The 24,858-nt window shown below is 60.9% G+C and carries 21 protein-coding genes; 11 read left to right on the top strand and 10 right to left on the bottom strand.

The annotated features are described in order from the left end of the window. Positions 1–169: 169 nt before the first annotated feature. Positions 170–1,384, top strand: a complete 1,215-nt coding sequence (locus tag GFM02_RS13285) for an ROK family transcriptional regulator (RefSeq protein WP_168270532.1) — start codon at positions 170–172, stop codon at positions 1,382–1,384. 331 nt (positions 1,385–1,715) lie between these two features. Here GFM02_RS13285 and iolG read toward each other — a convergent pair whose 3' ends face one another. Then, positions 1,716–2,708: an inositol 2-dehydrogenase gene (gene iolG, locus GFM02_RS13280; protein WP_168270534.1), complete on the bottom strand. Its 993-nt coding sequence runs from the start codon at positions 2,706–2,708 to the stop codon at positions 1,716–1,718. A gap of 281 nt (positions 2,709–2,989) precedes the next feature. On the opposite strand from iolG, the gene GFM02_RS13275 reads away from it, so the two are divergent. Beyond that, entirely contained in the window at positions 2,990–3,268 is a 279-nt protein-coding gene (locus GFM02_RS13275) for a hypothetical protein (protein ID WP_168270536.1), read from the top strand. A gap of 361 nt (positions 3,269–3,629) precedes the next feature. Here the strand turns inward: GFM02_RS13275 and GFM02_RS13270 are convergent, their stop codons facing one another. The 3 genes from GFM02_RS13270 to GFM02_RS13260 form a co-directional block, all read right to left on the bottom strand. Then, entirely contained in the window at positions 3,630–4,508 is an 879-nt protein-coding gene (locus GFM02_RS13270; RefSeq protein WP_168270539.1) for a Hint domain-containing protein, read from the bottom strand. Positions 4,509–4,814: 306 nt separating this feature from the next. After that, positions 4,815–5,333 (bottom strand): hypothetical protein, encoded by a 519-nt coding sequence (locus tag GFM02_RS13265; protein ID WP_168321864.1) that lies wholly within the window; start codon positions 5,331–5,333, stop codon positions 4,815–4,817. Positions 5,334–5,395: 62 nt separating this feature from the next. Beyond that, positions 5,396–6,400 carry a LysR family transcriptional regulator gene (locus tag GFM02_RS13260; protein WP_168270543.1) on the bottom strand — a complete coding sequence of 335 codons (1,005 nt, stop codon included), beginning with the start codon at positions 6,398–6,400 and terminating at the stop codon, positions 5,396–5,398. Positions 6,401–6,670: 270 nt separating this feature from the next. On the opposite strand from GFM02_RS13260, the gene chvE reads away from it, so the two are divergent. The 8 genes from chvE to GFM02_RS13220 all read left to right on the top strand — a co-directional run bounded on the left by chvE (position 6,671) and on the right by GFM02_RS13220 (position 15,749). Further along, the gene (gene chvE, locus GFM02_RS13255; RefSeq protein ID WP_020051228.1) at positions 6,671–7,735 is read left to right on the top strand and encodes a multiple monosaccharide ABC transporter substrate-binding protein; all 1,065 of its coding nucleotides are present in this window, start codon (positions 6,671–6,673) and stop codon (positions 7,733–7,735) included. 92 nt (positions 7,736–7,827) lie between these two features. Continuing rightward, positions 7,828–9,366, top strand: coding sequence for a multiple monosaccharide ABC transporter ATP-binding protein (gene mmsA, locus GFM02_RS13250; protein ID WP_168321863.1), 1,539 nt, complete (start codon positions 7,828–7,830; stop codon positions 9,364–9,366). Continuing rightward, complete coding sequence (mmsB, locus tag GFM02_RS13245) at positions 9,363–10,568, top strand: multiple monosaccharide ABC transporter permease (protein ID WP_077979000.1); 1,206 nt, start codon at positions 9,363–9,365, stop codon at positions 10,566–10,568. The genes mmsA and mmsB overlap by 4 nt, the downstream gene beginning before the upstream one ends. A gap of 117 nt (positions 10,569–10,685) precedes the next feature. After that, entirely contained in the window at positions 10,686–11,681 is a 996-nt protein-coding gene (gene araD1 / locus GFM02_RS13240; protein ID WP_011653084.1) for an AraD1 family protein, read from the top strand. Between the two features lie 69 nt (positions 11,682–11,750). After that, positions 11,751–13,184: an aldehyde dehydrogenase family protein gene (locus GFM02_RS13235; protein ID WP_168305328.1), complete on the top strand. Its 1,434-nt coding sequence runs from the start codon at positions 11,751–11,753 to the stop codon at positions 13,182–13,184. A gap of 61 nt (positions 13,185–13,245) precedes the next feature. After that, entirely contained in the window at positions 13,246–14,985 is a 1,740-nt protein-coding gene (gene araD, locus GFM02_RS13230; RefSeq protein WP_020051223.1) for an L-arabinonate dehydratase, read from the top strand. Between the two features lie 114 nt (positions 14,986–15,099). Further along, positions 15,100–15,342, top strand: coding sequence for a type II toxin-antitoxin system Phd/YefM family antitoxin (locus GFM02_RS13225; protein WP_027664015.1), 243 nt, complete (start codon positions 15,100–15,102; stop codon positions 15,340–15,342). Beyond that, positions 15,339–15,749, top strand: a complete 411-nt coding sequence (locus GFM02_RS13220; protein WP_168321862.1) for a type II toxin-antitoxin system VapC family toxin — start codon at positions 15,339–15,341, stop codon at positions 15,747–15,749. Before GFM02_RS13225 ends, GFM02_RS13220 begins: the two co-directional genes overlap by 4 nt. Before the next feature lie 238 nt (positions 15,750–15,987). Here GFM02_RS13220 and GFM02_RS13215 read toward each other — a convergent pair whose 3' ends face one another. The 3 genes from GFM02_RS13215 to GFM02_RS13205 are packed head-to-tail and all read right to left on the bottom strand — an operon-like array spanning position 15,988 to position 19,175. Further along, positions 15,988–16,812: a transglutaminase family protein gene (locus GFM02_RS13215; protein WP_020051220.1), complete on the bottom strand. Its 825-nt coding sequence runs from the start codon at positions 16,810–16,812 to the stop codon at positions 15,988–15,990. Positions 16,813–16,824: 12 nt separating this feature from the next. Further along, the gene (locus GFM02_RS13210) at positions 16,825–17,766 is read right to left on the bottom strand and encodes an alpha-E domain-containing protein (protein ID WP_168321861.1); all 942 of its coding nucleotides are present in this window, start codon (positions 17,764–17,766) and stop codon (positions 16,825–16,827) included. Continuing rightward, complete coding sequence (locus GFM02_RS13205) at positions 17,766–19,175, bottom strand: circularly permuted type 2 ATP-grasp protein (protein WP_168270555.1); 1,410 nt, start codon at positions 19,173–19,175, stop codon at positions 17,766–17,768. The genes GFM02_RS13210 and GFM02_RS13205 overlap by 1 nt, the downstream gene beginning before the upstream one ends. A gap of 387 nt (positions 19,176–19,562) precedes the next feature. Here GFM02_RS13205 and GFM02_RS13200 point away from each other — a divergent pair, with 387 nt between their 5' ends. Beyond that, positions 19,563–20,465, top strand: a complete 903-nt coding sequence (locus tag GFM02_RS13200) for a DMT family transporter (RefSeq protein ID WP_168321860.1) — start codon at positions 19,563–19,565, stop codon at positions 20,463–20,465. Positions 20,466–20,527: 62 nt separating this feature from the next. On the opposite strand, the gene GFM02_RS13195 is transcribed toward GFM02_RS13200, so the two are convergent. The 3 genes from GFM02_RS13195 to GFM02_RS13185 form a co-directional block, all read right to left on the bottom strand. Next, entirely contained in the window at positions 20,528–22,261 is a 1,734-nt protein-coding gene (locus GFM02_RS13195) for a DEAD/DEAH box helicase (RefSeq protein WP_168321987.1), read from the bottom strand. A gap of 247 nt (positions 22,262–22,508) precedes the next feature. Next, positions 22,509–23,624, bottom strand: coding sequence for a DNA alkylation repair protein (locus tag GFM02_RS13190; RefSeq protein WP_168321859.1), 1,116 nt, complete (start codon positions 23,622–23,624; stop codon positions 22,509–22,511). A gap of 13 nt (positions 23,625–23,637) precedes the next feature. Next, the gene (locus tag GFM02_RS13185) at positions 23,638–24,558 is read right to left on the bottom strand and encodes a hypothetical protein (RefSeq protein WP_168321858.1); all 921 of its coding nucleotides are present in this window, start codon (positions 24,556–24,558) and stop codon (positions 23,638–23,640) included. Positions 24,559–24,858: the final 300 nt, after the last annotated feature.

The raw sequence follows: 24,858 nt of genomic DNA, 5'->3' as shown, positions 1-24,858 counted from the left end.
ATAGCTGTCGAGAAAGGTTTGGATTTTTTTCTCGACAGTCGAGAAATTTAGTGTCAGAGATTTTTTCAACTGTCAACACTGCACTGCCAGCTTAATTTCCTTGCGAAACACCGGCTGGAGATGCAGTGGAAACCACGGGAAGAGCAAGCAGGAGGAGAGGGCGGCATTCATGCTGACCAAGTCGAGCACGGAGCTGGTCCGGCAGAGAAACAGCGTGCTCGTGCTGTCCGTGCTGCGTCGCCACGGTGCGCTCGCGCATACCGAAATATCCGATTTCACCAGGCTGTCATCGGCCACCATTTCGGCGATCACCACTGAGCTGGAAAAGGCCCAGATCATCGAAAAATCGGAACAGCAGCCGGCAAGCGGCCGCGGCCGGCCGCGCGTGCTGCTGCGCCAGCGGCGCGATTGCGGCTATCTCATCGTCGTCATCATCTCCTCGGATGCGGTGCAATATTCGCTGGTCGATTATGCCGGCAAGCTGATCGACCGCTTCAGCGAAGAGCGTTCGCATGATCCGTCGGGGGCCGTCCGCTTCGTCGCGGCGGTGCGGGCCGGGCTTTTGAGGATTCTCGATCGCTCGAAGATCAGCCAAGAAAAGGTGCTGCTGATCTCGATCAGCAGCAAGGGGCTGGTCAATTCCACCGAACCGGTTCTCGTCTGGTCGCCGATCTTCGGCAGCGATCAGATCGATTTCGAATCAGCACTCCGGCCGGAATGGCAGGCCAAGGTCATCCTCGACAACGAGACGCTGCTGGTCGCAGCCGCACTTGGCGCGCGCGAAGAGATGGTGAAGGGCGCCGATTTCCGCTCGCTCGCCGCCCTTTCGCTCGGCCATAGCGTCGGGCTCGGCATCGTCAGGCGCGGAAACCAGACAGGCCAGGAGATATCGGCGCCGAATTTCGGGCACATGCTGCACATGGCCAATGGCGGGCTCTGCCGCTGCGGCACCCGCGGCTGCATCGAGGCCTATGCCGGTTTCTATGCGATCCTGCGCAGCGCCTTCGAGGTGCCGCTCGATACGATCCCGGCAAAGTTCGTGCCGGTGGCGGAACTGGACAAGATCGCCGCAAAGGCGCGCCAGGGCCACCGCGTCCCCGCCTTCGCCTTCCGCCAGGCGGGGCTGGCGCTCGGCAACGGGCTCTCGCGCATGCTGAGCCTGACGGAGCGCATGCCGATCGCCATCACCGGGCCGGGCACGCGTTATTACGACCTTCTTCGGCAAGGGATCGAAGAGGGGCTCGGGCAGTCGCATATCGTGCGCATGGAAGGCATGCCCGAGATCAGGGTAGTGGCCGACGAGCAGATCCTCGTCTTCGAAGGACATCTGAACCGGGCGCTATCGGTCATCGACGAGGATATCGTTGTCTCGGGCGTTCAGTGAGCGGATTGAGGATGCATCGCTAAGGGCGAATGATTGGGCTTCGGCACAGGTCAAAGCTATCAGTTTCATTCATCAGCCCGGTCTGTACCCCAAAGAAAACCCCTCCCCAACCCCTCCCCACAAGGGGGAGGGACTTAAACTGCCGCACCCGCTTTCCAAATCTTCGGCGTATCGGGATGGGCGGCGCAGGTGCCGCAGGTTAGCCCCTCCCACCTGTGGGGAGGGGTTGGGGAGGGGTCTTTTGAGGCCCGCGCGCGCGCTTCATTAAACGCGAAATGGCCGGGCGGGCGCCCGGCCATCTCATGCACGGCTTCCGGTCGGGAGAGGGCCGTCAGCCGATCTTGATGAGCTTGCCTTCCTTGACGGACTGAACTGCGGCATCGGCGAGTGCTAGCGCTGCGAGACCATCGGCGCCTGATGGAGAGATCTTGGTGCCCTTCTCGATCGCGGCGATGAAGCCAGCAATCTCGTTGGCATAGGCTTCGGTGTAACGGGTCATGAAGAAGTCATGCAGCGGCGGGCGGGTATAGCCGTCGCCGTTTGCGACTTCGATGGAGACCGGCCGCTGGTTCTCGGCCGAGACGAGGCCCTTGGAACCATGCACCTCGATGCGCTGGTCATAGCCATAGGTGGCGCGGCGGGAGTTGGAGATGACGGCCTGCTTGCCGGATTTCGTCTGCAGGATCACCGAAACGCTGTCATAGTCGCCGGCTTCGCCGATCGCCTTGTCGACGAGAACAGCAGCGGTCGCGAAAACCGACACCGGTTCTTCGCCGAGCAGGAAGCGAGCCATGTCGAAATCGTGGATCGTCATGTCGCGGAAGATGCCGCCCGAGCGCTTGATGTAATCCACCGGCGGGGCGCCGGGATCGCGCGAGGTGATCGTCACCATCTCGACATCGCCGATCTTGCCTTCGTCGATGACCTTGCGGACAGCCATGAAATGCGGATCGAAGCGACGGTTGAAGCCGACCATCAGCTTGGCGCCGGTCTCTTCCACCACCTTGATGCAGGCCTTGACGCGGGCGACGTCGAGGTCGATCGGCTTTTCGCAGAAGATCGCCTTGCCGGCGCGGGCGAAGCGCTCGATCAGATCGGCATGGGTATCCGTCGGCGTGCAGATGACGACGGCGTCGATATCCTTGGCTGCCTCGATCGCCTCGATGGTGCGGACCTCGCAGCCATAGGCGGAGGCGATGGCTTCAGCTGCCTGCGGAAAGGCGTCGGCGACCGCGACGAGCTTTGCATTGGCGTCGCCGCTGACAGCCTTTGCATGAACCTTGCCGATGCGGCCGGCGCCAAGAAGACCAAATCTCACTGTCATTCCAACCTCCCTTGAATTCGGAACAAATAAACCGAATTGTCAAATTTCTGGAATTTTCATTCCACCTTCTCTGTGTCGCGTCAAGGCCTCGGATCTTTCACATTTGCAAGATTCGAACCAGAGCATTTCCGGCTCGGATTGAAGCGTTCTGCCGGAGCCGGCTTGTCGAGCATTCGATACCGTTTGAGCCAACAGAATACTTTAATCTGGCCAGGAAAGGCTTTAGAGACAAGCGCGGCACAGGCCGAGGGCAGTGCGACATATCCGACCGCGGGGTAAAGATGCAGCTGATCGATCCGAACCATCCGGCATACCGGCGCCTCTGGGTGCGAGTTGCCATCGTTGCCGTCTGCTTCGGCTGGGCCGTGGTCGAGTTCGTCACCGGCGATCCGTTCTGGGGCGTGCTCGCGGGCGGGGCGGGTGCCTATTCCTTCTATATATTGTTCTGGACCTTCAAGCCGCAGCCGCCGGCCACCGAGCCGGCCGCGCAGCCTGACGCCGAGGAAGAAGGGCCTGCGGCGACCACTGAAAAGCCTCCCAAGGACGGGCAGGCGGAATAATCAGCGGGCGATTCGCCGCAGCGCTTCGTCGCATTGTCGCGAAGGGCAGGGCAACGCCGTCGGGGGTGATTGGCGCGGGTATGCTGGCCGGCGGTGCGGGTGTCTATTCCTTCTATATGCTGATCTGGCTATATGCTGATCCGGGCCTTTGATCCGAAGCCGCCGGAGACGGCGGCAGTCGTCACACCCGATGACGCGGGCGGGGACGAATCCGGCAGGTGACGAAGAGAAGAAGGCCGAACAGTCGAAGCGCGCCGCGATCTTTCCGATGCGCGCCACGCTTGACGTCTTTGTTTACTATCGCAAAACCGACGCACGGCTTCGTGTGCAGCCAGCCCGATGCCCGCGCATTCCCGTCCTGTCAGAGTGACAGTTCCTTGGCTTGCGCGTCGATCTTTTCGCAGGCATTCCCGAATGGATCGTGCATCGGTACCAGCGGCGAGACGCCGAGCAGGAGAAGCGCTTTCAAATGTGACCAGCCACCTCCCAGCAATGGCGCAAAGGATGTCATCATGATGCGTTCCTTGCCATAGAGACGCTCGTACTCTGGAAAATTGCAGAAGTTCTCGTGATTGCTGTTCTTCAGATGGAAGGACTCGGTCTCAGCACCTTCGGCAAGGATAACCTCGTGCGTATCGAGCATGACGGCATAGTACTCGATCGATACGTCGGCGGCGGGAGTGACCGATGCAATCGTCTTGCCGTTCACGAGGTCCTTCACCTGGATCAGAATACCGTTCAGGTACAGCGCATGGCCAGGCGACAGATAGAGATCCGAATGGGGTGTGTGCCCGTCCAGTGCGTGGCGGGAAACCCGGATCGGCACGACGTCCTTGTGCCAGCGCGCTCCGCTCTTCTTGAAGCTTTGGCGGCCGACCCACTTTACCGGACGGGTGCTGCCGTCAGGAAGGGCAACGCGATCGCCGATGCTGAGGGTCTCGACAGGCTTCTCACCGCAATCCGTGAGGATCGCCGTTCCCCGCAGGAAGCAATTTGGGCCGCTCCCGCTCCCGCTGCCGCCACCACCACTTCCGCCTGAGCCGCCGCTCCCGCCAGAGCCTCCGTGTCCACCGGAGCCGCCCCGTCCCCAAAGCCGCCCCAGCGCGTTGGCCGGAGAGGTGGAAATTGCCGTGGCCAAGGCTGCCACGCCGGCAACACGAGCACCAGCGGCGGCGGCTATACCTAGAAAATGTCTGCGCGCAGTGTTGGGTGGCAGCTTCGGATCTTCCGTAGATGACATGTCGGCGGTCTCCTGAAAATATTTACACCGCCCTATGTTACTACGGGTTGTATCGCATTCAATTTCGCTAAATAGCGCTACGGCCTACCGAAAAGGGCGTAGGCATGGTCTATGGGGGTCACGAAATACGCTATTGCCGGCACCAAAAAGCAGCAGATTTATCTGCTACCCGAACGCGAAAAAATCAAACTGAGTACGATAGGCCCCGGTTGAATCGCAGGACAACGGCCCATATGAGTTCGCGAACGAGCCGGAAACGGCGGTTATTCGAAACCCTTGGAACGTTTGCCTGCGGTCGAGAATGCTTCAGCTGTGCGGCAGGCGGCGCATTGCCTCGTCGATCAGCAGATTGGCGATCATCATGCGCCTGTTGGCATTGTCGCGGAAAGGCTGCGCGACACCATCAGGATGATTGGTCTTGGCAAAGGCGCGCCGCTTCTCGTTCAGCGTCTGTTGGGTATCGGCGGCAGCGATCGCCAGTTCCGCGGCGATCTCTTCCGGAGCGATGCGGGCGAGATGGTCCGGCATGACGGCCTTGGGTTCGGGTAGCGGCGCCGGTTCCTCCGCGATCGCGGCGGCGGGATCGAGCTCCAGATTGTCGAAATAGGCCTGGCCGACGCGCTGTGAGGCGGCCGAGACACCTTCCATGACATCGAGGGCCATGACATCGAGGGCCATGACATCGAAGGCCATGACATCGAAGGCAAGCCCGGTGCCGAGGCCGGGCACCCGATGGGCCGCCGGCGCCTCGGCGTCTTCGTCCGTCTCGTCCTCCGCCTTCAGTCGCTCGAGGACTGATTGAAATACCGACTGTCCGAACAGCATCCGCCTCCCTTTCGATGCGTGCATTAAAGGCGGGTAAGATGGCGCAGGGCTTGCGGGTGTCGTCAGCCGGCCTGCTTGCGGCTCTCCTCGAGGATGATGTCGTAGAGCAGCCTTGCGCTTGGCGGCAGCGCCCGTTCCTTGGCCGTGATCATGCTGTAGGGCTTGACGTTGATGTCGAAATCGATCGGCAGCATGCGCACATCGGAGGCATTCGAGCCCTGGCTGGCCAGGAACTGGGCGACGTCGACGGCGACGGGAGCGATCGCGTCGGTTTCGCAGACGATGGCGCAGGTGAGCAACAGCGAGGAGGTGTTGACGATGTTCTCCGGCAACGCCACGCCGCGCGACAGGAAGACGTCCTCGATCGTGCGGCGCAGCAGCGTGCCGGGCGGCTGGAACACCCAGTCGTAATCCCTGACCTCTGAAAGGCTGCTCGTCTTCTGTTTCATAAGCGGATGGCTGCTGCGCACGATCAGGCAGGCCCGCTCGATGCCGATCTCCGTCACCTCGAACAGGCGCGGATTGAGATCATCGGGAATGCGGCCGATGATGAAGTCATGGCGGGCGGCGAGCAGCTCGCGGGCAAGCACGTTGCTCGTCTCAACCTGGATGTTGATCTCGATGCCGGGATAGGCCTTGCGCACCTTGTTGATCGCCGGAACGACGAGGCTCATGGCCGGCGCCGTCACCGCGCCGATGAAGACCGAGCCGCCTTTGCCGCTTTTCAATTCACCGATCTCGCGGCTCGCCTCGCGCAGCTCCAGCAGGATCTTGCGAGCCCTGCGGGCAAGCGCTGCGCCGAAGGTCGTCAGCACCACGCCGCGGGCCACCCGCTCATAGAGCGACGTCTTGGTAATCGATTCCATTTCGGACAACATGCGCGATGCGGCGGGCTGCGAAATGTTCAGAACGTCGGCTGCGGCGGAAATCTGTCCGCTATCTTCGATTGCGACGATCATGCGCAGGTGATTCAGCTTAAGTCCTGCACGTAAAAGGCTGTCATCGCCGAAATTATCGCTGTGGATATCGACGTGATCCATTGAAAATGGCTCGGAAACAATCGTCATGGTTGCAGCCTCCTCACTGCGCTCCATCAAAAGTAATACTTTTTAACGATATACCAAAATTGTTATGCATATTACCACTTATTCTATTTGACAGTTATAGGAATCCATACCAGTTTGCCGCCGTGTGCTGGTTGGCACTCAACACGTGTGAGATCGTGGAGGAGACCTACTTCGTTTCTCACCATCTGAAGTAACTATCCAATACGGAACCTGCCACAGTTTCGGGGCGGGCGATTTTTCGTCCGCCGTCTATTAACAAGGGAGAGAGAAATGAAATCCATTATCTCATTGATGGCTGCGGCCGCCTTCGGCGTCGCTTCGTTCGTTATGCCTGCCATGGCGCAGGACAAGGGGCTCGTGGGCATCGCAATGCCGACGAAGTCTTCGGCTCGCTGGATCGACGACGGCAACAACATCGTCAAGCAGCTCGAGGCCGCCGGCTACAAGACCGACCTGCAGTATGCTGACGACGATATTCCGAACCAGCTTTCGCAGATCGAAAACATGGTCACCAAGGGTGCCAAGGTTCTCGTCATCGCTTCGATCGACGGAACGACGCTTTCCGACGTTCTCCAGAAGGCTCATGACGCCAACATCAAGGTCATCGCCTATGACCGTCTGATCCGCGACTCGGCCAACGTCGACTACTATGCGACGTTCGACAATTTCCAGGTCGGCGTTCTGCAGGCTGGTTCCATCGTTGACGCCCTCGGCCTCAAGGATGGCAAGGGTCCGTTCAACATCGAACTGTTCGGCGGCTCGCCGGACGACAACAACGCCTTCTTCTTCTATGATGGCGCAATGTCCGTCCTGCAGCCCTACATCGACAGCGGCAAGCTCGTCGTGAAGTCCGGCCAGACCGGCATGGACAAGGTCGGCACGCTGCGTTGGGACGCTGCAACGGCCCAGGCCCGCATGGACAACCTGCTCTCGGCCAACTACACCGACGCCAAGGTCGATGCCGTCCTGTCTCCCTATGACGGTCTGTCGATCGGCATCATCTCGTCGCTGAAGGGCGTCGGCTACGGCACTCCGGACCAGCCGCTCCCGGTTGTTTCCGGTCAGGACGCCGAAGTTCCGTCGGTCAAGTCGATCATTGCTGGCGAACAGCACTCGACGGTCTTCAAGGACACCCGCGAACTCGCCAAGGTCACTGTTGCCATGGTCGATGCCGTCATGTCCGGCAAGGAGCCCGAGGTCAACGATACGAAGACCTACGACAACGGCGTCAAGATCGTTCCGTCCTATCTGCTGAAGCCGGTTGCTGTCGACAAGACCAACTACAAGCAGATCCTCGTCGACGGCGGTTACTACACCGAAGACAAGCTGAAGTAATGAGAGGGACCGGAACCCGCGCTTGCGGGTTCCGGTCTTCGATTTTATGATCGCCCGGCCGCTCGACGGCCGGAGGCGCTGGAAGTTTGACTATGGACAATACCATCCTCGAAATGCGGAGCATCACCAAGACGTTCCCGGGCGTCAAGGCGCTGGAGAATGTGAACCTCAAGGTTCGCCAGGGTGAGATCCACGCGTTGGTAGGCGAAAACGGGGCCGGTAAATCGACCCTGATGAAAGTACTATCGGGCGTCTATCCGACAGGAAGCTATGAAGGCGACATCGTCTACGAAGGCGAGACGCGCAACTTCAAGGTCCTGAAGGACTCCGAAGAAATCGGCATCGTCATCATCCACCAGGAGCTGGCGCTCGTGCCGCTGCTGTCGATCGGCGAGAACATCTTCCTCGGCAACGAGAATGCCAAAAACGGCGTCATCAGCTGGGAAGAGACTTTCAACCGCACGAAGAAGCTGCTCACCAAGGTGGGCCTGCGCGAATCTCCGAACACGCTGGTCACCGACATCGGCGTCGGCAAGCAGCAGCTCGTCGAGATCGCCAAGGCGCTGTCAAAGAGCGTGAAGCTGCTCATCCTCGACGAGCCTACCGCTTCGCTCAATGAGAAGGACTCGGACGCGCTGCTCAATCTGCTGATCGAGTTCCGCAATCAGGGCATCACTTCGATCATCATTTCCCACAAGCTGAACGAGATCCGTAAGGTTGCCGACCAGATCACGGTCCTGCGCGACGGCATGACCGTCAAGACGCTCGACTGTCACACGGACGAGATCAGCGAAGACATCATCATCAAGAACATGGTGGGCCGAGATCTGGCCGACCGTTATCCGCCGCGTTCCGTGCCGATCGGCGAGACGATCTTCCAAGTGAAGAACTGGAACGCCTATCACCAGCAGCACCGCGACCGCCAGGTGCTGCACGACATCAACGTCAACGTCCGCAAGGGCGAGGTTGTCGGCATTGCCGGTCTCATGGGGGCTGGCCGCACCGAATTCGCCATGAGCGTTTTCGGCAAATCCTATGGCCACAAAGTCAGCGGCGAGGTCTTCGTCAATGGCAAGGCTGTCGATGTCAGCACTGTGCGCAAGGCGATCGACGCCGGTCTTGCCTATGTCACCGAGGACCGCAAGCAACTCGGTCTCGTGCTCAGCGACAGCATCCTGCACAATACGACGCTTGCCAACCTCAATGGGATTTCGAGCAATAGCGTCATCGACGACATCAAGGAGATGAGGGTCGCGACCGATTACCGGTCGAAGCTGCGCATCCGCTCCTCTGGCGTCTTCCAGGAAACGGTCAATCTTTCGGGCGGCAACCAGCAGAAGGTCGTGCTGTCGAAGTGGCTGTTTTCCGACCCCGATATCTTGATCCTCGACGAGCCGACCCGCGGCATCGACGTTGGCGCAAAGTACGAAATCTATACTATCATCAACCAGCTTGCCGCCGATGGAAAGGGCGTTCTGATGATCTCATCGGAAATGCCCGAACTGCTTGGCACATGTGACCGCATCTACGTGATGAACGAAGGACGCATCGTCGCCGAATTGCCGAAGGGAGAAGCAAGCCAGGAAACTATCATGCGCGCTATCATGCGCTCAGGGGAGAAGAGACAATGACTCCGGTCAACCCGACAACCGAGCACAGCAACGTCGTTTCCGTTGCCGATTATATCCGCGGCAATATTCGTGAATACGGCATGCTCATCGCACTCGTCGCGATCATGGTGTTCTTCCAGTTCTATACCGGCGGCATTCTCTTCAAGCCGGTAAACCTGACGAACCTTGTTCTGCAGAACTCCTTCATCGTCATCATGGCGCTCGGCATGCTGCTCGTCATCGTCGCCGGCCATATCGACCTGTCGGTGGGCTCGATCGTCGCCTTCGTCGGCGCGCTCGCGGCGATCTTCACCGTGTCATGGGGCATGAACTTCTGGCTTGCCGGCCTGATCTGCCTGATCGTGGGCGGCATCATCGGCGCGGCGCAGGGCTATTTCATCGCCTATCACCGCATCCCATCGTTCATCGTGACGCTTGCCGGTATGCTTGTTTTCCGCGGCCTGACGCTGACGGTTCTGAACGGCAAGAACATCGGTCCGTTCCCGAGGGAGTTCCAGGTTATCAGCACCGGCTTCCTGCCGGGCGGCATGATCGATATTGCCGGCACACCCGTGCAGTCGACCTCGCTGATCCTGACCGTGATCCTGCCTGTCATCCTCTTCTACCTCGCCTGGCGCCGCCGCAAGGTGAACGAAGACCACGGGATCGACGTCGAGCCGATGGGCTTCTTCATCGTCCAGAACATGGTCGTTTCGCTCGCCATCCTGTGGATCGGCTATCTGCTCTCCACCTATAAGGGCCTGCCGAACGTTCTCGTCGTCATGCTGGTGCTGATTGCGATCTATGCCTTCATCACCCGCCGGACCACGATCGGCCGTCGCATCTATGCCATGGGCGGCAATTCGAAGGCGACCAAGCTTTCAGGCATCAATACCGAGCGGCTGAGCTTCTACACCTTCGTCAATATGGGCGTGCTTGCAGGCCTTGCCGGCATGATCATCGCGCTGCGTCTGAACTCGGCAACGCCGAAGGCCGGCGTCGGTTTCGAGCTCGACGTCATTGCTGCCTGCTTCATCGGCGGCGCCTCGGCGTCCGGCGGCGTCGGCAAGATCACCGGTGCGGTCATCGGCGCGTTCATCATGGGCGTCATGAATAACGGTATGTCGATCGTCGGGCTCGGCATCGACTTCCAGCAGATGGTGAAGGGCCTCGTGCTTCTCGCCGCAGTGTTCTTCGACGTTTACAACAAGAACAAGGGCTGAGCGCCTCAAGGCGCCAGCCAGGCATTCGCAGCCTATGAATGATGGATTCCGGCTCCTGATGGAGCCGGACAGGCGGAGCTTTTTCCTGTCTTCGCCGAAACGAGAAGGATCGAAGACGTGCTTATTTCACAGATCAAGGGTGCAAACGGAGAGATCATCGTCGCCGTGCGTGAGCAGGGCGGCGCTGCAAGGTCGGTCAAGAACGCCGTCAGCGTCTATGCACTGGCGATGGAAGCCGCAGATGGCGGCAAGTCGCTTGCCTCGGTCATCGAAGCGCATGGCTACGGCGATGCCGTCGATCTTGAAAAGGCCTATGCGGAAGGCCGCTTCCTTCCGCCGATCACCCATCCCGACGCCGCCCACCTGCATCTGACCGGCACCGGCCTGACGCATTTGGGCTCGGCGGCAACGCGCGATTCCATGCACAAGAAGACCACTGAAGCCGCCGAGGAAACCCTCACGGACTCGATGAAGATGTTCAAGATGGGCCTCGAGAACGGCAAGCCGAAGGCCGGCGAAAAGGGCGTCCAGCCCGAATGGTTCTACAAGGGCAACGGCCATGGCGCCGCAGCCCCCGGCGCCCCGCTCATCTCGCCTTCCTTCGCGCTCGACGGCGGCGAGGAACCGGAGATGGCCGGCATCTACGTGATCGCCAAGGACGGCTCGCCCTTCCGTATCGGTTTTGCGCTGTCGAACGAATTTTCCGATCACGTCACCGAGCGGATCAACTATCTCTATCTCGCCCATTCGAAGCTGCGCCCGGCCAGCTTCGGCCCGGAAATCCGAGTCGGCGCGGCCCCGGAGGATATTCGCGGCACCTCGCGCATCAAGCGCGGCGACAAGGTGATCTTCGAAAAGCCGTTCCTGTCTGGTGAGGCGAACATGTCGCACACCTTTGCCAATCTGGAATATCACCATTTCAAATATGGCCTCTTCCGTGCTCCGGGCGATGTGCATGTCCATATGTTCGGCACGGCGACCCTTTCCTTTGCCGACGGCGTCAAGACCGAAGAGGGCGATGTCTTCGAGATCGAAGTTGCCGAATTCGGCCTGGCGCTCCGCAACCCGCTGAAGGTGGCCGCCGAGGAAGAGATCGCCGTCAGGCAGCTCTGAATTCAAGACCTGGCCGCATTCGGTGGCCGGCTCTTTGCTCGTAGAAGGTAAAGGAGGCTTGTTAAGCCCATGACCATTTATCAAAACCTGATCGCCGGCGAATGGGTCGGCTCGAACGCGACGAAGAACATCAACCCGTCGGATACGAATGAGGTTGTCGGCCTCTATGCCGACGGCAGCGCTGATGACACGAGAAACGCCATTGCCGCCGCCAAGGCCGCCTTCCCAGCCTGGTCGCGCTCCGGCATCTGGGAGCGCCACGTCATCCTGAAGAAGACAGGCGACGAGATCATGGCGCGCAAGGATGAACTCGGTGCGCTGCTTGCCCGCGAAGAAGGCAAGACGCTGCCGGAGGCGACGGGCGAGGTGATCCGCGCTTCGCAGATCTTCGAATTCTTCGCCGGTGAGGCGCTGAGGCTGGCCGGTGAGGTTCTCCCGTCGGTTCGCCCGAATATCGGCGTCGAGATCACACGCGAGGCGCTCGGCGTCATCGGCATCATCACGCCGTGGAATTTCCCGATCGCCATTCCCGCCTGGAAGATCGCGCCGGCGCTCTGCTACGGCAACGCCATCGTCTTCAAGCCGGCCGAACTGGTGCCTGGCTGTTCCTGGGCGATCGTCGATATTCTCAACCGCGCCGGCCTGCCGAAGGGCGTGCTGAACCTCGTCATGGGCAAAGGCTCGGTCGTCGGCCAGGCCATGCTCGAAAGCCCCGACGTTCACGGCATCACGTTTACCGGTTCCACCGGCACCGGCAGGCGTGTCGCCGCCGCCTCGATCGAGCATAACCGCAAGTTCCAGCTGGAAATGGGCGGCAAGAACCCGATGGTCGTGCTCGACGATGCCGATCTCAACGTCGCCGTCGAGGCTGCCGCCAATTCCGGCTTCTTCTCCACGGGCCAGCGCTGCACCGCCTCCTCGCGCCTGATCGTCACCGAAGGCATCCACGACAAGTTCGTCGCAGCACTCACCGACAAGCTGAAGACGCTGGTCGTCGACAACGCGCTGAAGGCCGGCACTCATATCGGCCCCGTCGTCGATGAACGGCAGCTGAAGACCGATACCGACTATATCGAGATCGGCAAGTCGGAAGGCGCCAAGCTCGCCTTCGGCGGCGAGTTGATCTCGCGCGACACGCCCGGCTTCTACCTGCAGCCGACGCTGTTTACCGAAGCGACCAACCAGATGCGCATTTCGCGCGAGGAGATCTTCGGGCCTGTGGTCTCGTTGATCCGGGTGAAGGATTACGACGAGGCGCTGGCGACGGCCAACGACACGCCGTTCGGCCTTTCGGCCGGCATCGCCACGACCAGCCTGAAGCATGCCACGCACTTCAAGCGCAATTCCGAGGCCGGCATGGTGATGGTCAACCTGCCGACGGCAGGCGTCGATTTCCATGTGCCGTTCGGCGGCCGCAAGGGCTCGTCCTACGGCCCGCGCGAGCAGGGCAAGTACGCCGCCGAATTCTACACAACCGTCAAGACCGCCTACACCCTGGCTTGAGACAAGTGCGATAACCCGGGCCGTACGGGGCGGTCCGGCGATATCCTGAAGGATAGAGACGATGAAAAAGAAAGCGGAATGGCCTCGCAGGCTGAGGTCGCAGGAATGGTACGGCGGTACGAGCCGCGACGTGATTTATCACCGCGGCTGGCTTAAGAACCAGGGTTATCCGCACGACCTGTTCGACGGCCGGCCGGTGATCGGCATCCTCAACACCTGGTCGGATATGACCCCGTGCAACGGTCATCTCAGAGAGCTCGCCGAGAAGGTGAAGGCGGGCGTATGGGAGGCCGGCGGCTTCCCGCTCGAGGTGCCGGTGTTCTCGGCATCCGAAAACACCTTCCGCCCGACCGCGATGATGTACCGCAACCTTGCCGCGCTCGCGGTGGAAGAGGCGATCCGCGGGCAGCCGATGGATGGCTGCGTATTGCTGGTCGGCTGCGACAAGACCACGCCGTCGCTTATCATGGGGGCGGCTTCCTGCGACCTGCCGTCGATCGTCGTCACAGGCGGACCGATGCTGAACGGCTATTTCCGTGGTGAACGCGTCGGATCGGGCACGCATCTGTGGAAGTTTTCCGAAATGGTGAAGGCCGGCGAGATGACGCAGGCCGAATTCCTCGAGGCGGAAGCCTCGATGAGCCGTTCGTCGGGCACCTGCAACACCATGGGCACCGCCTCCACTATGGCTTCCATGGCCGAGGCGCTCGGTATGGCGCTCTCCGGCAATGCTGCGATCCCGGGCGTCGATTCCCGCCGCAAGGTCATGGCGCAGCTGACCGGCCGGCGTATCGTGCAGATGGTCAAGGACGACCTGAAGCCCTCCGAGATCATGACGAAGCAGGCCTTCGAGAATGCCATCCGCACCAACGCGGCCATCGGTGGATCGACCAACGCCGTCATCCACCTGCTCGCCATCGCCGGCCGTGTCGGCATCGATCTTTCGCTTGACGACTGGGATCGCTGCGGCCGTGACGTCCCGACCATCGTCAACCTGATGCCGTCGGGCAAGTACCTGATGGAGGAGTTCTTCTATGCCGGCGGCCTGCCGGTGGTGCTGAAGCGCCTCGGCGAGGCGGGCCTCCTGCACAAGGATGCGTTGACGGTATCCGGCGAAACCGTCTGGGACGAGGTCAAGGACGTCGTCAACTGGAACGAAGACGTTATCCTGCCGGCCGAAAAGGCGCTGACAGCTTCGGGCGGCATCGTCGTGCTGCGCGGCAACCTCGCGCCGAAGGGCGCGGTGTTGAAGCCTTCGGCGGCTTCGCCGCATCTGCTGGTGCACAAGGGCAGGGCTGTTGTCTTCGAGGACATCGACGACTACAAGGCCAAGATCAACGACGATAACCTCGACATCGACGAAACCTGCATCATGGTCATGAAGAACTGTGGGCCGAAGGGCTATCCCGGGATGGCCGAGGTCGGCAATATGGGGCTGCCGCCGAAGGTGCTGAAGAAGGGCATCCTCGATATGGTGCGCATTTCCGACGCCCGCATGTCCGGAACGGCCTACGGTACCGTCGTCCTGCACACCTCGCCGGAAGCGGCTGTCGGCGGGCCGCTGGCGGTCGTGAAAAACGGCGACATGATCGAGCTGGATGTGCCGAACCGTCGTCTGCATCTCGACATTTCCGAGGAAGAACTGGCGCGGCGGCTCGCCGAATGGCAGCCGAACCATGATCTGCCCACATCCGGCTATGCCTTCCTGCATCAGCAGCATGTCGAAGGGGCAGATACCGGCGCCGATCTCGACTTCCTCAAGGGATGTCGTGGAAACGCCGTCGGCAAGGACAGCCATTAAAGCGTTTCAATCCATAACGAGAAAAAGGCGGGGGCACGACCCCGCCTTTTTCTTTGCACTTGTTCAATGTGGAAATGGCCCTATATTCCGTATAGATGTACAGGAGATATAGTCATGTCCAAGACGGTCGGTGCGGCGGAGTTCAAGGCGAAATGCCTAAACCTTATCGATCAGATGGGGAAGGACGATGAATCTATCGTCATCACCAAGCGCGGCAGGCCAGTTGCCGTGCTTTCGCCGGCACCTGACCCCAGCGGACGCAGGAGTATCATCGGCGCGATGAAGGGCAGCGTATTGCGTTATGACGATCCGCTGTCTCCGGCAGTTGAACCCGAGGATTGGGACGCCGTTCGTTGATCGTCATCGACACGCATATCCTCGTCTGGGCAATGCAGGACGACGCAAGACTCGGTTCACCGGCCCGGCGCATTATCGACGAGATGACGGAGAAAAGCCGGATCCTGATTTCGGCGATTACGCCTTGGGAAATCGCGATGCTTGTGCAGAAGGGACGTCTAGCGCTCGGCGACGATGTGGGGCGATGGATCGACAGCGCGCTGTCTCTGCCCGGAATCCAGCTTGCACCGATTGAGCCCTCGATCGCGATAGACAGTGTCCGGCTACCCGGCCAGTTTCATGCCGACCCCGCGGACCGCATCATCGCCGCCACAGCCCGCTTTCATCGCGTACCGTTGCTGACGGCCGACCAGGCGATCCTCAGCTACGGTGCGCGCGGCCACCTTCAGGTTCTTGCGGCGGAATAGGCTTTGGGTGGGGCCGAAATACGCCAGGCGTCGCCGCAGACAAGCTTATGCCTGCGGCCTTAAAATTGAGTTAGTGACAAAAACGGTAGTTATGGCGTGCGCCGCGTGCCAGAAGCAGGCGGAATTTCGGCACCGTCGGTCTCTATATTCAAGTCCAACATTTTTGGTTCGCGACGACCTCGGCAGCTATTCTATCGGCCCCACCGCAGGGCGCGGTAAAGCTGTCTTTATGCTCCGCTCAGCTCTGACTCTGGCTTTGCATCTGTCCGCCGTCCTCGACCTTCACGGTGACCGAGAGCGTTTCGCCCGGCGTGCCGATGCGCATGCCTGAAATCGGCGCGGCATCGCGATAGCAGAGACCGGAGGCGACTCTGATGTAGCGCGCATCCGGGCAGATCTCATTGGCGGGATCGAAGCCGACCCAGCCGAGGCCGGGAATATGGGCCTCGGCCCATGCATGGGTCGCAGCCTGTTCGATCTTTTCTTCCATCATCAAATAACCGGAGATGTAACGCGCCGGCACCTGCAGGGCGCGGGCAGCGGCGATGAAGATGTGCGCATGATCCTGGCAGACGCCGCTCTTCCTCTCCAGCGCCTGTTCGGCCGTCGTCTCGGTGTTGCTGGTGCCGGGCTTATAATCGACCGTCTCGTGGATCGCCGCCATCAGCGCATGCATGCGGGCAAGCTCATTGTCACCGCTGACGCCCTTGATGAGTTCCTTTACCAGCTTGCCGCCCTTGGTCAGCGGCGTGTCGCGTAGAAAGAGCCAAAGCGGGCAGAAACCGGTATGCGGGCCGGTGACGCCGTTATTGTCCTCGGTCTCGACTTCGCCTTCGGCCAGGATGCGCGTCACCTCCTGCTCGCCTTCCAGCGAGACGAGGTTGACGTGATTGCCGTACTGGTCGTCATATTCTACTTCCGGCGTGGCACCCTCGACGTTCAGGGCCCAGCCGAGCACTTTCTGTGCGGGGCTGGTCGGCGGCGTCAGCCGCAGCCTTTGCAGCGAGAACTGCGTCGGTCCGTCGTAGCGGTATTCGGTGAGGTGGCTGATCTTCAATCTCATATTGTTATCCGCTTATGCATAGAACCGGTAGCCGTCGGAAATTTCCGCGCCGAGCTTGTTGTTGCGCGAGACGAAATCCTCCAGGAACTCGTGCAGGCCCTGATCCATGATATCCCGGATCGCCCTCGTCTGCAGCGTGGTGCGGATTGAATCCGCGGTATCGTGGGCAGGGAGCCGCTCCTCGTAATTCTGGGCGAGATAGCCGAGATTGCTGACAATCTTCTCGTAGCAATAGGCAAGCGAGCGCGGCATCTGGACATTCAGCGTCAGGAAATCGGCGATGTTCATCGCCCGGTATTCGCCGTCATAGGCCCAGCTATAGGCGCGGTGCGCCGAGACCGAGCGCAGAATCGATTCCCACTGCACGTTGTCGAGGGAGGAGCCGACTGACGAAACCGAGGGCAGCAGCACGTAATATTTCACGTCGAGGATGCGGCTGGTATTGTCGGCCCGCTCGATGAAGGTGCCGATGCGGGCAAAATTATAGAGCTCGTTGCGCAGTGTCGAACCATGGAAGGCGCCGCGGATGAGTCCGGCGCGGCGCTTGATGACATCGATCACCTCTGGCATCTCGGCCGCCTTGACGCGCCTTTCGAGCAGCGACTTCAAGTCGATCCAGCATTCGTTGGTGGCCTCCCAGGTCTCACGCGTCAGCGCCGTGCGCACCATGCGGGCATTGTTGCGGCCCGAATCGATGCAAGACATGACGCTCGACGGATTGGTGTGATCGCGCAAGAGATAGTCGATCGCGTCGGCGTTGGTCAGCTTGTTGTGGCCTTCGTCATAAGCCTCGCGCACGCCCGCGCTTTGCAGCACGCCATCCCAATTGTCATCGCCAGTGCTGCTGCGGGTCAGCGACATGCGCAACCCCGCATCGATCAGGCGGGCTATATTTTCGGCACGCTCGATGTAACGAAACATCCAGTAGAGGCCGTTTGCTGTTCTTCCGAGCATCAGTCCTCCAATACCCAAGTGTCTTTGGTGCCGCCGCCCTGGCTGGAATTGACCACCAGCGAGCCTTGCTTCAGCGCCACGCGGGTGAGCCCGCCCGGAATGATCTGTACCTTGTCGGATACAAGCACATAGGGGCGAAGGTCGACGTGGCGCGGCGCGATGCCCTTGTTGACGAGGATCGGCACGGTGGAGAGCGACAGCGTCGGCTGGGCGATGTAATTGTTCGGCTTGGCCTTCAGCTTCTCGGCGAAATCGGCGCGCTCCTTCTTCGATGCGGTCGGGCCGACCAGCATGCCGTAGCCGCCGGAGCCGTGCACTTCCTTGACGACCAGCTCTTCCAGATGCTCCAGCACGTATTTCAGGCTGGCGGCTTCCGAACAGCGCCAGGTCGGCACGTTTTCAAGCAGGGCCTTGCGGCCGGTATAGAATTCGACGATCTCCGGCATATAGGAATAGATCGCCTTGTCGTCGCAAATGCCGGTGCCCGGAGCATTGGCGATAGTGATGTTGCCGGAGCGGTAGACATCCATGATGCCGGGAATGCCGAGCGCGGAATCGGAGCGGAAGGTCAGGGGATCGAGGAAGTCGTCGTCGACGCGGCGGTAGAGCACGTCGATCGCTTCGTAACCGCGTGTCGTCCTCATCTTCACCTTGCCGTCGATGACGCGCAGATCCGCGCCCTCAACCAGTTCGACGCCCATCATGTCGGCGAGGAACGAATGCTCGTAATAGGCGGAATTGTAAATGCCCGGCGTCAGCACGGCGACGCGCGGCTTGCCCTTGCAGCCGGGAGGGGCGAGCGAGGCGAGGCTCTGGCGCAGCAGGTAGGGATAATCCTCGACACGCTGCACCTTGTTCTCGTGGAAGAGCTCAGGGAACATCTGCATCATGGTTTCCCGGTTTTCCAGCATATAGCTGACACCGGAGGGCGTGCGGGCGTTATCCTCCAGCACGTAAAACTGGTCCTCTCCGGTGCGCACGATGTCGGTGCCGACGATGTGGGTGTAGACGCCGCCGGGCGGCCGGAAGCCGATCATTTCGGGGATGAAGGTGACGTTGTTTTCGATCAGCTCGCGCGGGATGCGGCCGGCGCGGATAATCTCCTGCTTGTGGTAGATATCGTCGAGAAAGGCGTTCAGCGCGATCACCCGCTGCTCGATGCCTTGGGCGAGCCTGCGCCATTCGCGGGCGGAGATGATGCGGGGAATGATGTCGAAGGGGATGAGTTTTTCGGAACTGTCGGCATGGCCGTAGACCGCGAAGGTGATGCCGGTCTTCCGGAAGATGTTTTCCGCATCGCGGGACTTGGCAATCAGATGCGCCCGGTCTTGGCTGTTGTACCACTCGAAGTATTTTTCATAAGGCGCGCGAGGACTTTCGTCCCCGGTAATCATTTCATCAAATGCCAAAAGCTCGGCTCCCCTTTTTTGTTCATTTGAATACAACGCAAATTGCAATGCAAGAACCATGCGCAGTTCGAGGAAAAGATTTTGCGCTGCGGAAAACGGGTGAAAATCTGGGCATTTATAAGTGATGCAGTGCGGCATGACGGATGGGTGACCCCTAGGCTTGCGCAAAATCTGAGCATGTGATCGCTTTTCGTTCGGTCAAGACGGTCGAATATAGTCACGCGCCTAAGGCTCCCGGCCCGCCCTCCGTGGCAAATGCCGGCTGGCGCGACCGCCACTGGGTCTCTGCCATCAGCGAAATTTCAAATAAACATCAATGCTTCGCCTTTGACGGCAGTTGCCGCGTGGGGCTATCAGCACGGCGACCCTTCTCTCCCGAGCCGCTCCATGTCCTTCGATCGCCTTGCCCCCGCCGTTTTCGTCCTGCTCTGGTCCACGGGCTGGGTGGTGGCGAAATACGCCTCGCTGCATTCCGAGCCCTTCACCTTTCTTTCGATACGTTACGCGCTGTCGGCGGCGGCATTCCTGGCACTCTGCCTGGTGGTGCGGGCGCAATGGCCGAACAGCCGGGCGACGGCGCTGCGCGCCGTCTATTCCGGCTTCTTCCTGCATGGTTTCTATCTCGCCGGTCTCTGGTGGGCGATCGCCAATGGCGTGCCGGCCGGCATATCGGGCATCATCGCAGCGCTGCAGCCGCTGTTGACGGCGATGGCAGCTCCCTTCCTCATCGGCGAGCGGCTGCAGCCGGCACAGAAGCTCGGCCTTGCCCTTGGCTTCGTCGGCATTGCCATCGCCATTTCGCCGAAGCTGCTCGATCCGGCGACCGCCGATCTCACGCATGCCGCCCTGCCGCTGGCGATCAACCTTGTCGCCATGGCGTCCGTCACCTACGGCACGCTCTATCAGAAGAAACACCTGCAATCCGGCGACCTCAGAACCATCGCGACCCTGCAATATGTCGGCGCGCTGATCCTCACGCTGCCGCTTTCGCTGGTCTTCGAGCATCAGCATTTCGACGCCGCCGCGCAGGCCTATGGCGCGCTGGCCTGGTCGGTCTTCGGCTTGTCGATGGGCGGCGTCGGACTGCTGCTCTATCTGATCCGCCGGGGGCAGGTGTCACGCGCCGCCTCGCTGATCTATCTGATGCCGCCGGCGGTTGCTCTCGAAGCCTTCATAGCCTTCGGGGAACCGTTGACCCTGCCGTTGATCGTCGGCACCGTGGTGGTCGTGACAGGCGTCTATCTCACCAACCGTAGGACGTCCAGCGAGCCTAGGCCTGCGGAAGCGTAGATAACAAAAAGGCCGGAGGTCAGTTCGATCCCCGGCCTTTCCGCTTTTCAGTCGTTCAATTGTCAGGCGCGTTCGCGGCGCTGGCCGCCACCGTTGCGGGAGCCGGAGCCACCGCGGCGGTTGCCACCGTTGCCGTCGCGGCGCGGTTCGCCTGCCTGAGCCTGCTGCGGGCCGCGGTCCTCGCCATGCTTGCGGGCCGGGCGGCCGTGGGCATGGCGGCTGTTGCCGCGGTGATGACCGCTCGGCTCTCCGTTGGCATGGGCGCCGTGATGCGCCGGACGCTGCGGCTTTGCAGAGGCGCGGAAATCGGAGGTCGAGGCCAGATCGTTGTCGGGGCCGAGATCCGGGGTCGCTTCACCGCGGCGCTGACCGCGGAAGTCCTCGTTGCGGCTGGTCGAGCGCTCCGGACGTGGACGACGCTCCTCGCCGCCGGCGCGGACTTCGTTGCCTTCACCTTCGCGACGCGGGCGGCGTTCCTGACGGCTGCCGCGATGCTCCGAACGGTTCTGGTCGCCCCGCCCTTCGCCACGACCCTGGCCTTCGCGACCCTGGCCGCCATTGCGATTGCGGTTGTTGCCATTGCCGTTGGCGCGACGGGGTCCGCCGCTGATGTTTGCCGGCGCTTCGCCGCTTGCGACAGTGATGTCGATGCCCATCAGGCGCTCTATATCACGCAGCAGCTTGGCTTCGTCGGGGGCGCAGAAGGCGATGGCGATGCCGTCGCGGCCGGCGCGCGCCGTGCGGCCGATGCGGTGGACATAGGCGTCGGGCACCTCAGGCAGGTCGTAGTTGTAGACGTGGCTGACGGCCGGGATATCGATGCCGCGGGCGGCGACGTCGGTGGCAATCAGCGTCTTGATGCTGCCGTCGCGGAAAGCCTTCAGTGCCCGCTCGCGCTGGCCCTGGCTCTTGTTGCCGTGGATCGAGGCGACGGAATAGCCGATGTTTTCGAGATGCTTCATCAGCTTCTCGGCACCGTGCTTGGTTCGCAGGAAGACGATGGCGCGGCCATCGGGGTTTTCGGTCAGCGACTTGCGGAGCAGCTCCGTCTTGTCGTTCTTGCCGGCGACGAAATGGACGTACTGCTCGACCTTGTCGGCAGCCTTACCTGGAGGCGTGACTTCGACCTTGACGGGATCGACGAGATATTCGCCGGCAAGATCGGCGATCGCCTTCGGCATGGTGGCCGAGAACAGCATGGTCTGGCGCTTTTTCGGCACCATCTTGGCGATCTTGCGCAAATCATGCACGAAGCCGAGGTCGAGCATCTGGTCGGCTTCGTCGAGCACGAGATAACGAACCGCAGTCAGCGTGATCGCGCGGCGATTGACGAGGTCGAGCAGGCGGCCCGGCGTGGCGACGAGGATGTCGGTGCCCTTTTCGAGCTGAAGCTGCTGCTTGTTGATCGAGACGCCGCCGACGACGACATTGATGCGCAGCGGCGACTTGCGGATGAACTTCTTCAGGCTCTCGGCGATCTGGTTCACCAGTTCGCGGGTCGGTGCAAGGATCAGCGTCCGCGTCGTGCGGTTGTCGGGGCGCCGTTCGTCGGCAAGCAGCTTTTCGATCAGCGGCAGGCCGAAAGCGGCCGTCTTGCCGGTGCCGGTCTGGGCAAGGCCGATCAGGTCGCGGCCTTCGAGGAGGAGAGGAATGGAATGTTCCTGGATCGGCGTCGGCGTTTCGATGCCGAGCTGGAACAAAGTAGCGACGATCGGCTTGGAGACACCAAGCGATTCAAAATTAGTCAAGGCAAAACCTTTCGGGGCGCCACAACGACTATCGCCGGAACGCACCATGCGATCCGGTTTCATTCTGGCGTCAAGAACCCCGCGTGAAGTGGGAACTTGTGAGTTGGAAAAAGCTTTCCAGCGCTTCTGGCCGCTCATGGGGAGTGCGGCACTCTATCGAAATGCGCTTTTGTCCCTTCTTCCTGCGTCTGTATTTTTCAGCAGGGGCACGCTCACGCGGCGGCCGGAAGGGTGAAAGCTGACCCGCATTTGGGCTAGTTCGCGCTGAAAGTCAAGTGCGGTGCACAAGAAAGCCTCAAGCTGGGTCAAGTGAGGGCATGACGAGGACGAAGCTTTGTGATGCGGCCTCTGCGCCGTTGACGAGGATGGCGATGCGGTGTTTGCCGGGATAATAGCGCCGCGTAGTGATCGGCCGCATGGCGTGGCGGCGCTCAATCGCGTGGCTTTGCCCGGGAGCAAGCATTATCGTCTTGCATTTGAAGACCTTGGGCGAAAGTGAGCCATCGCCCTTCACGTGATGAATGGCGTAGTCGATCATCAGCGATTGCGTGATCTCGCCGGCATTCGTCACCCGGATTGCGAAATCCAGCCCTGCGCCGAACATCACCTCTGCATTCTGGATCCGCAGTTCGCATTCGAGCGAAGCGGCCGCGGCGAAGCCGAAATTGGCGAGCGCCTGCGCGTGGCCTTTCTTCAGAAGCGTGCGCGAGGCATGTTTCAGCAGCCAGCGGCGTTCGGATGAAGCGCCGTCGATATGGCCGGCGATGAAGGCGGCGACCAGATCCGGGTGGTCCTTGGCGACGTCGTTCAGGCTGTTGGCCACGGATCGGCGCACATAATCCTCCGGATCATCCATCAGCGCGATCAGGATGGGCAGGATCGGCGCCGGATCCTTGACGAGCTGCGGCAGGCGCATCGCCCAGGGCAGGCGCGGCCGCGTTCCCTCGCTCGCCAGCCGGCGCACATGCTGGTCGGGATCGTCGACCCAGCCGGAAATGATCGCCAGCGCGCGCTGTTGGTCGCGGTGGATAAAGGGGCGGATGCCGAATTCGGCGGTGAAATGCGGCGTCAGCGCCTTCAGGAGATCGAGACCGAGATCAAAGTGATCAAGGCCGCATGCGGCGATGAACTGATTGACCGGCAGCAGCATCCAGCCGGAGAGCCCCGACCTGCCGGCGGCGGGCAGGCTCGCCTTCAGAATAGCTGCAGCCTCCCGGAAATCACCGGGAAGCGTGGCAAACAGCGCGTCGCGGATCAAGGCCGAGCGCTCCATCAGCTCCAGCGCTCCGAGGCCGTCGGTCGCCAGCATCACGAAGCGGTTTTTATCGAACGTCGGCGCGTTGCCGGCAATGCGATCGGCCATATCGCCGACCAATGTGCGATGCAGCAGGTTTTTGAGCGGTTCCGGCATGCTGGTCTCCCGCTTATCTGGCGGCCGCGAACGTCAAGTTCGGATAGAGCCGTTTAGCGACGGCGCGCCGCATGGCTATAGCGAGATCGTCGTGGAAGATTTCCAGCGCTTTGCTCGCTTCCTTTGGTGTGAGCCAACTGTCAGCAAGACGCCAGCGGCGGAAGAACAGCCAGTCAAGCTCGATCTGGCGTAGGAACTCCAAGCCTCTTCTTGCCTGTTCGGGCGTGTCGGGTGGGCCTATAGAGGCGTTCGGCCCATATTTAGCGCGCGACTCCTCTACAGCTGATGCACTTCGCTTGACTGCGGCCGTGACATCCGCGCCGGTGATGGTGACAAGTTTGTCCATTTGGGTGCGGATATCAGCTGGTATCGTAGCGAGAGCTTGCTCAACCGCATCAGAGAAACGGGGATCGGAGGTGAAATCCATTTCCCATTCCTCTGGCCAATCTCGCCAGAATACGGTTTCAGCAATCTCGGTCCAACGGCCTTCGGCCAGTAACCCCAATGCCCGAAGGACCGACAAGACTTCGGATGTTGCGAACGCGGGACCAAGACCGTTAGCAGCAGCGATGTTCGGCGGAGGTGGAGAAGGTGCGCCTATCCGGTAAATGACCCAGTCACCCGTCGCTAGAGGCACACTGCCGTCAGGCAGGCGACAAGATAGCAACCTCTGCTGTGCCGCCAGTCGAAGCACCGAGACGCACAGGTCGTCCCAACGCGGCAGTTCGTCAGGTAGTCGGGCATTCTTACGCGGGATCGCACCTCCGCTGGTTTCATCAGCCTGACCAAGTGCCACCAGCGTTACGCAACCGATCTGATAGGCTGTCAGGAACATATGGTTCCAACCCTCTTCCTCATCGGTGCGAGGGAGGTTTCGGGATAGGAAAGCGACGACGTCTGCCGCCCAACCGGCAGCCGGGGTGTTCGTGGCCATTCCGTCTCTGTCCCTCAGCATGCTTAATGTCTGGCTGAATGCTTGAAATGCGACCGATAGCGAAAGCAAGACGCGTGAACGCTATGGGCGGATTACTAGCTGCCTTTTGCGATATTTGACAGAGCGGCGAACAGATTGCCTATCGAGGATTTAGTGCGGAATTGTTGCTCCGGCATTGTGGAGCAAAAGCGTTTCATCAGATTGAGTGATGTCGCCGGCATTGCGCCATCGGCACTGATGTCGAAGCTCGCCGTTGTGCTGGACCGGCGCCGCCGGGAGGTCAAGCGGCGCCGGATACGG

The organism is Rhizobium leguminosarum bv. viciae (assembly GCF_012276115.1).
Taxonomy (GTDB): domain Bacteria; phylum Pseudomonadota; class Alphaproteobacteria; order Rhizobiales; family Rhizobiaceae; genus Rhizobium; species Rhizobium leguminosarum_T.
The sequence above is the reverse complement of the archived record's forward strand: the minus strand, read 5'-3'. Positions and strand labels throughout refer to the sequence as shown.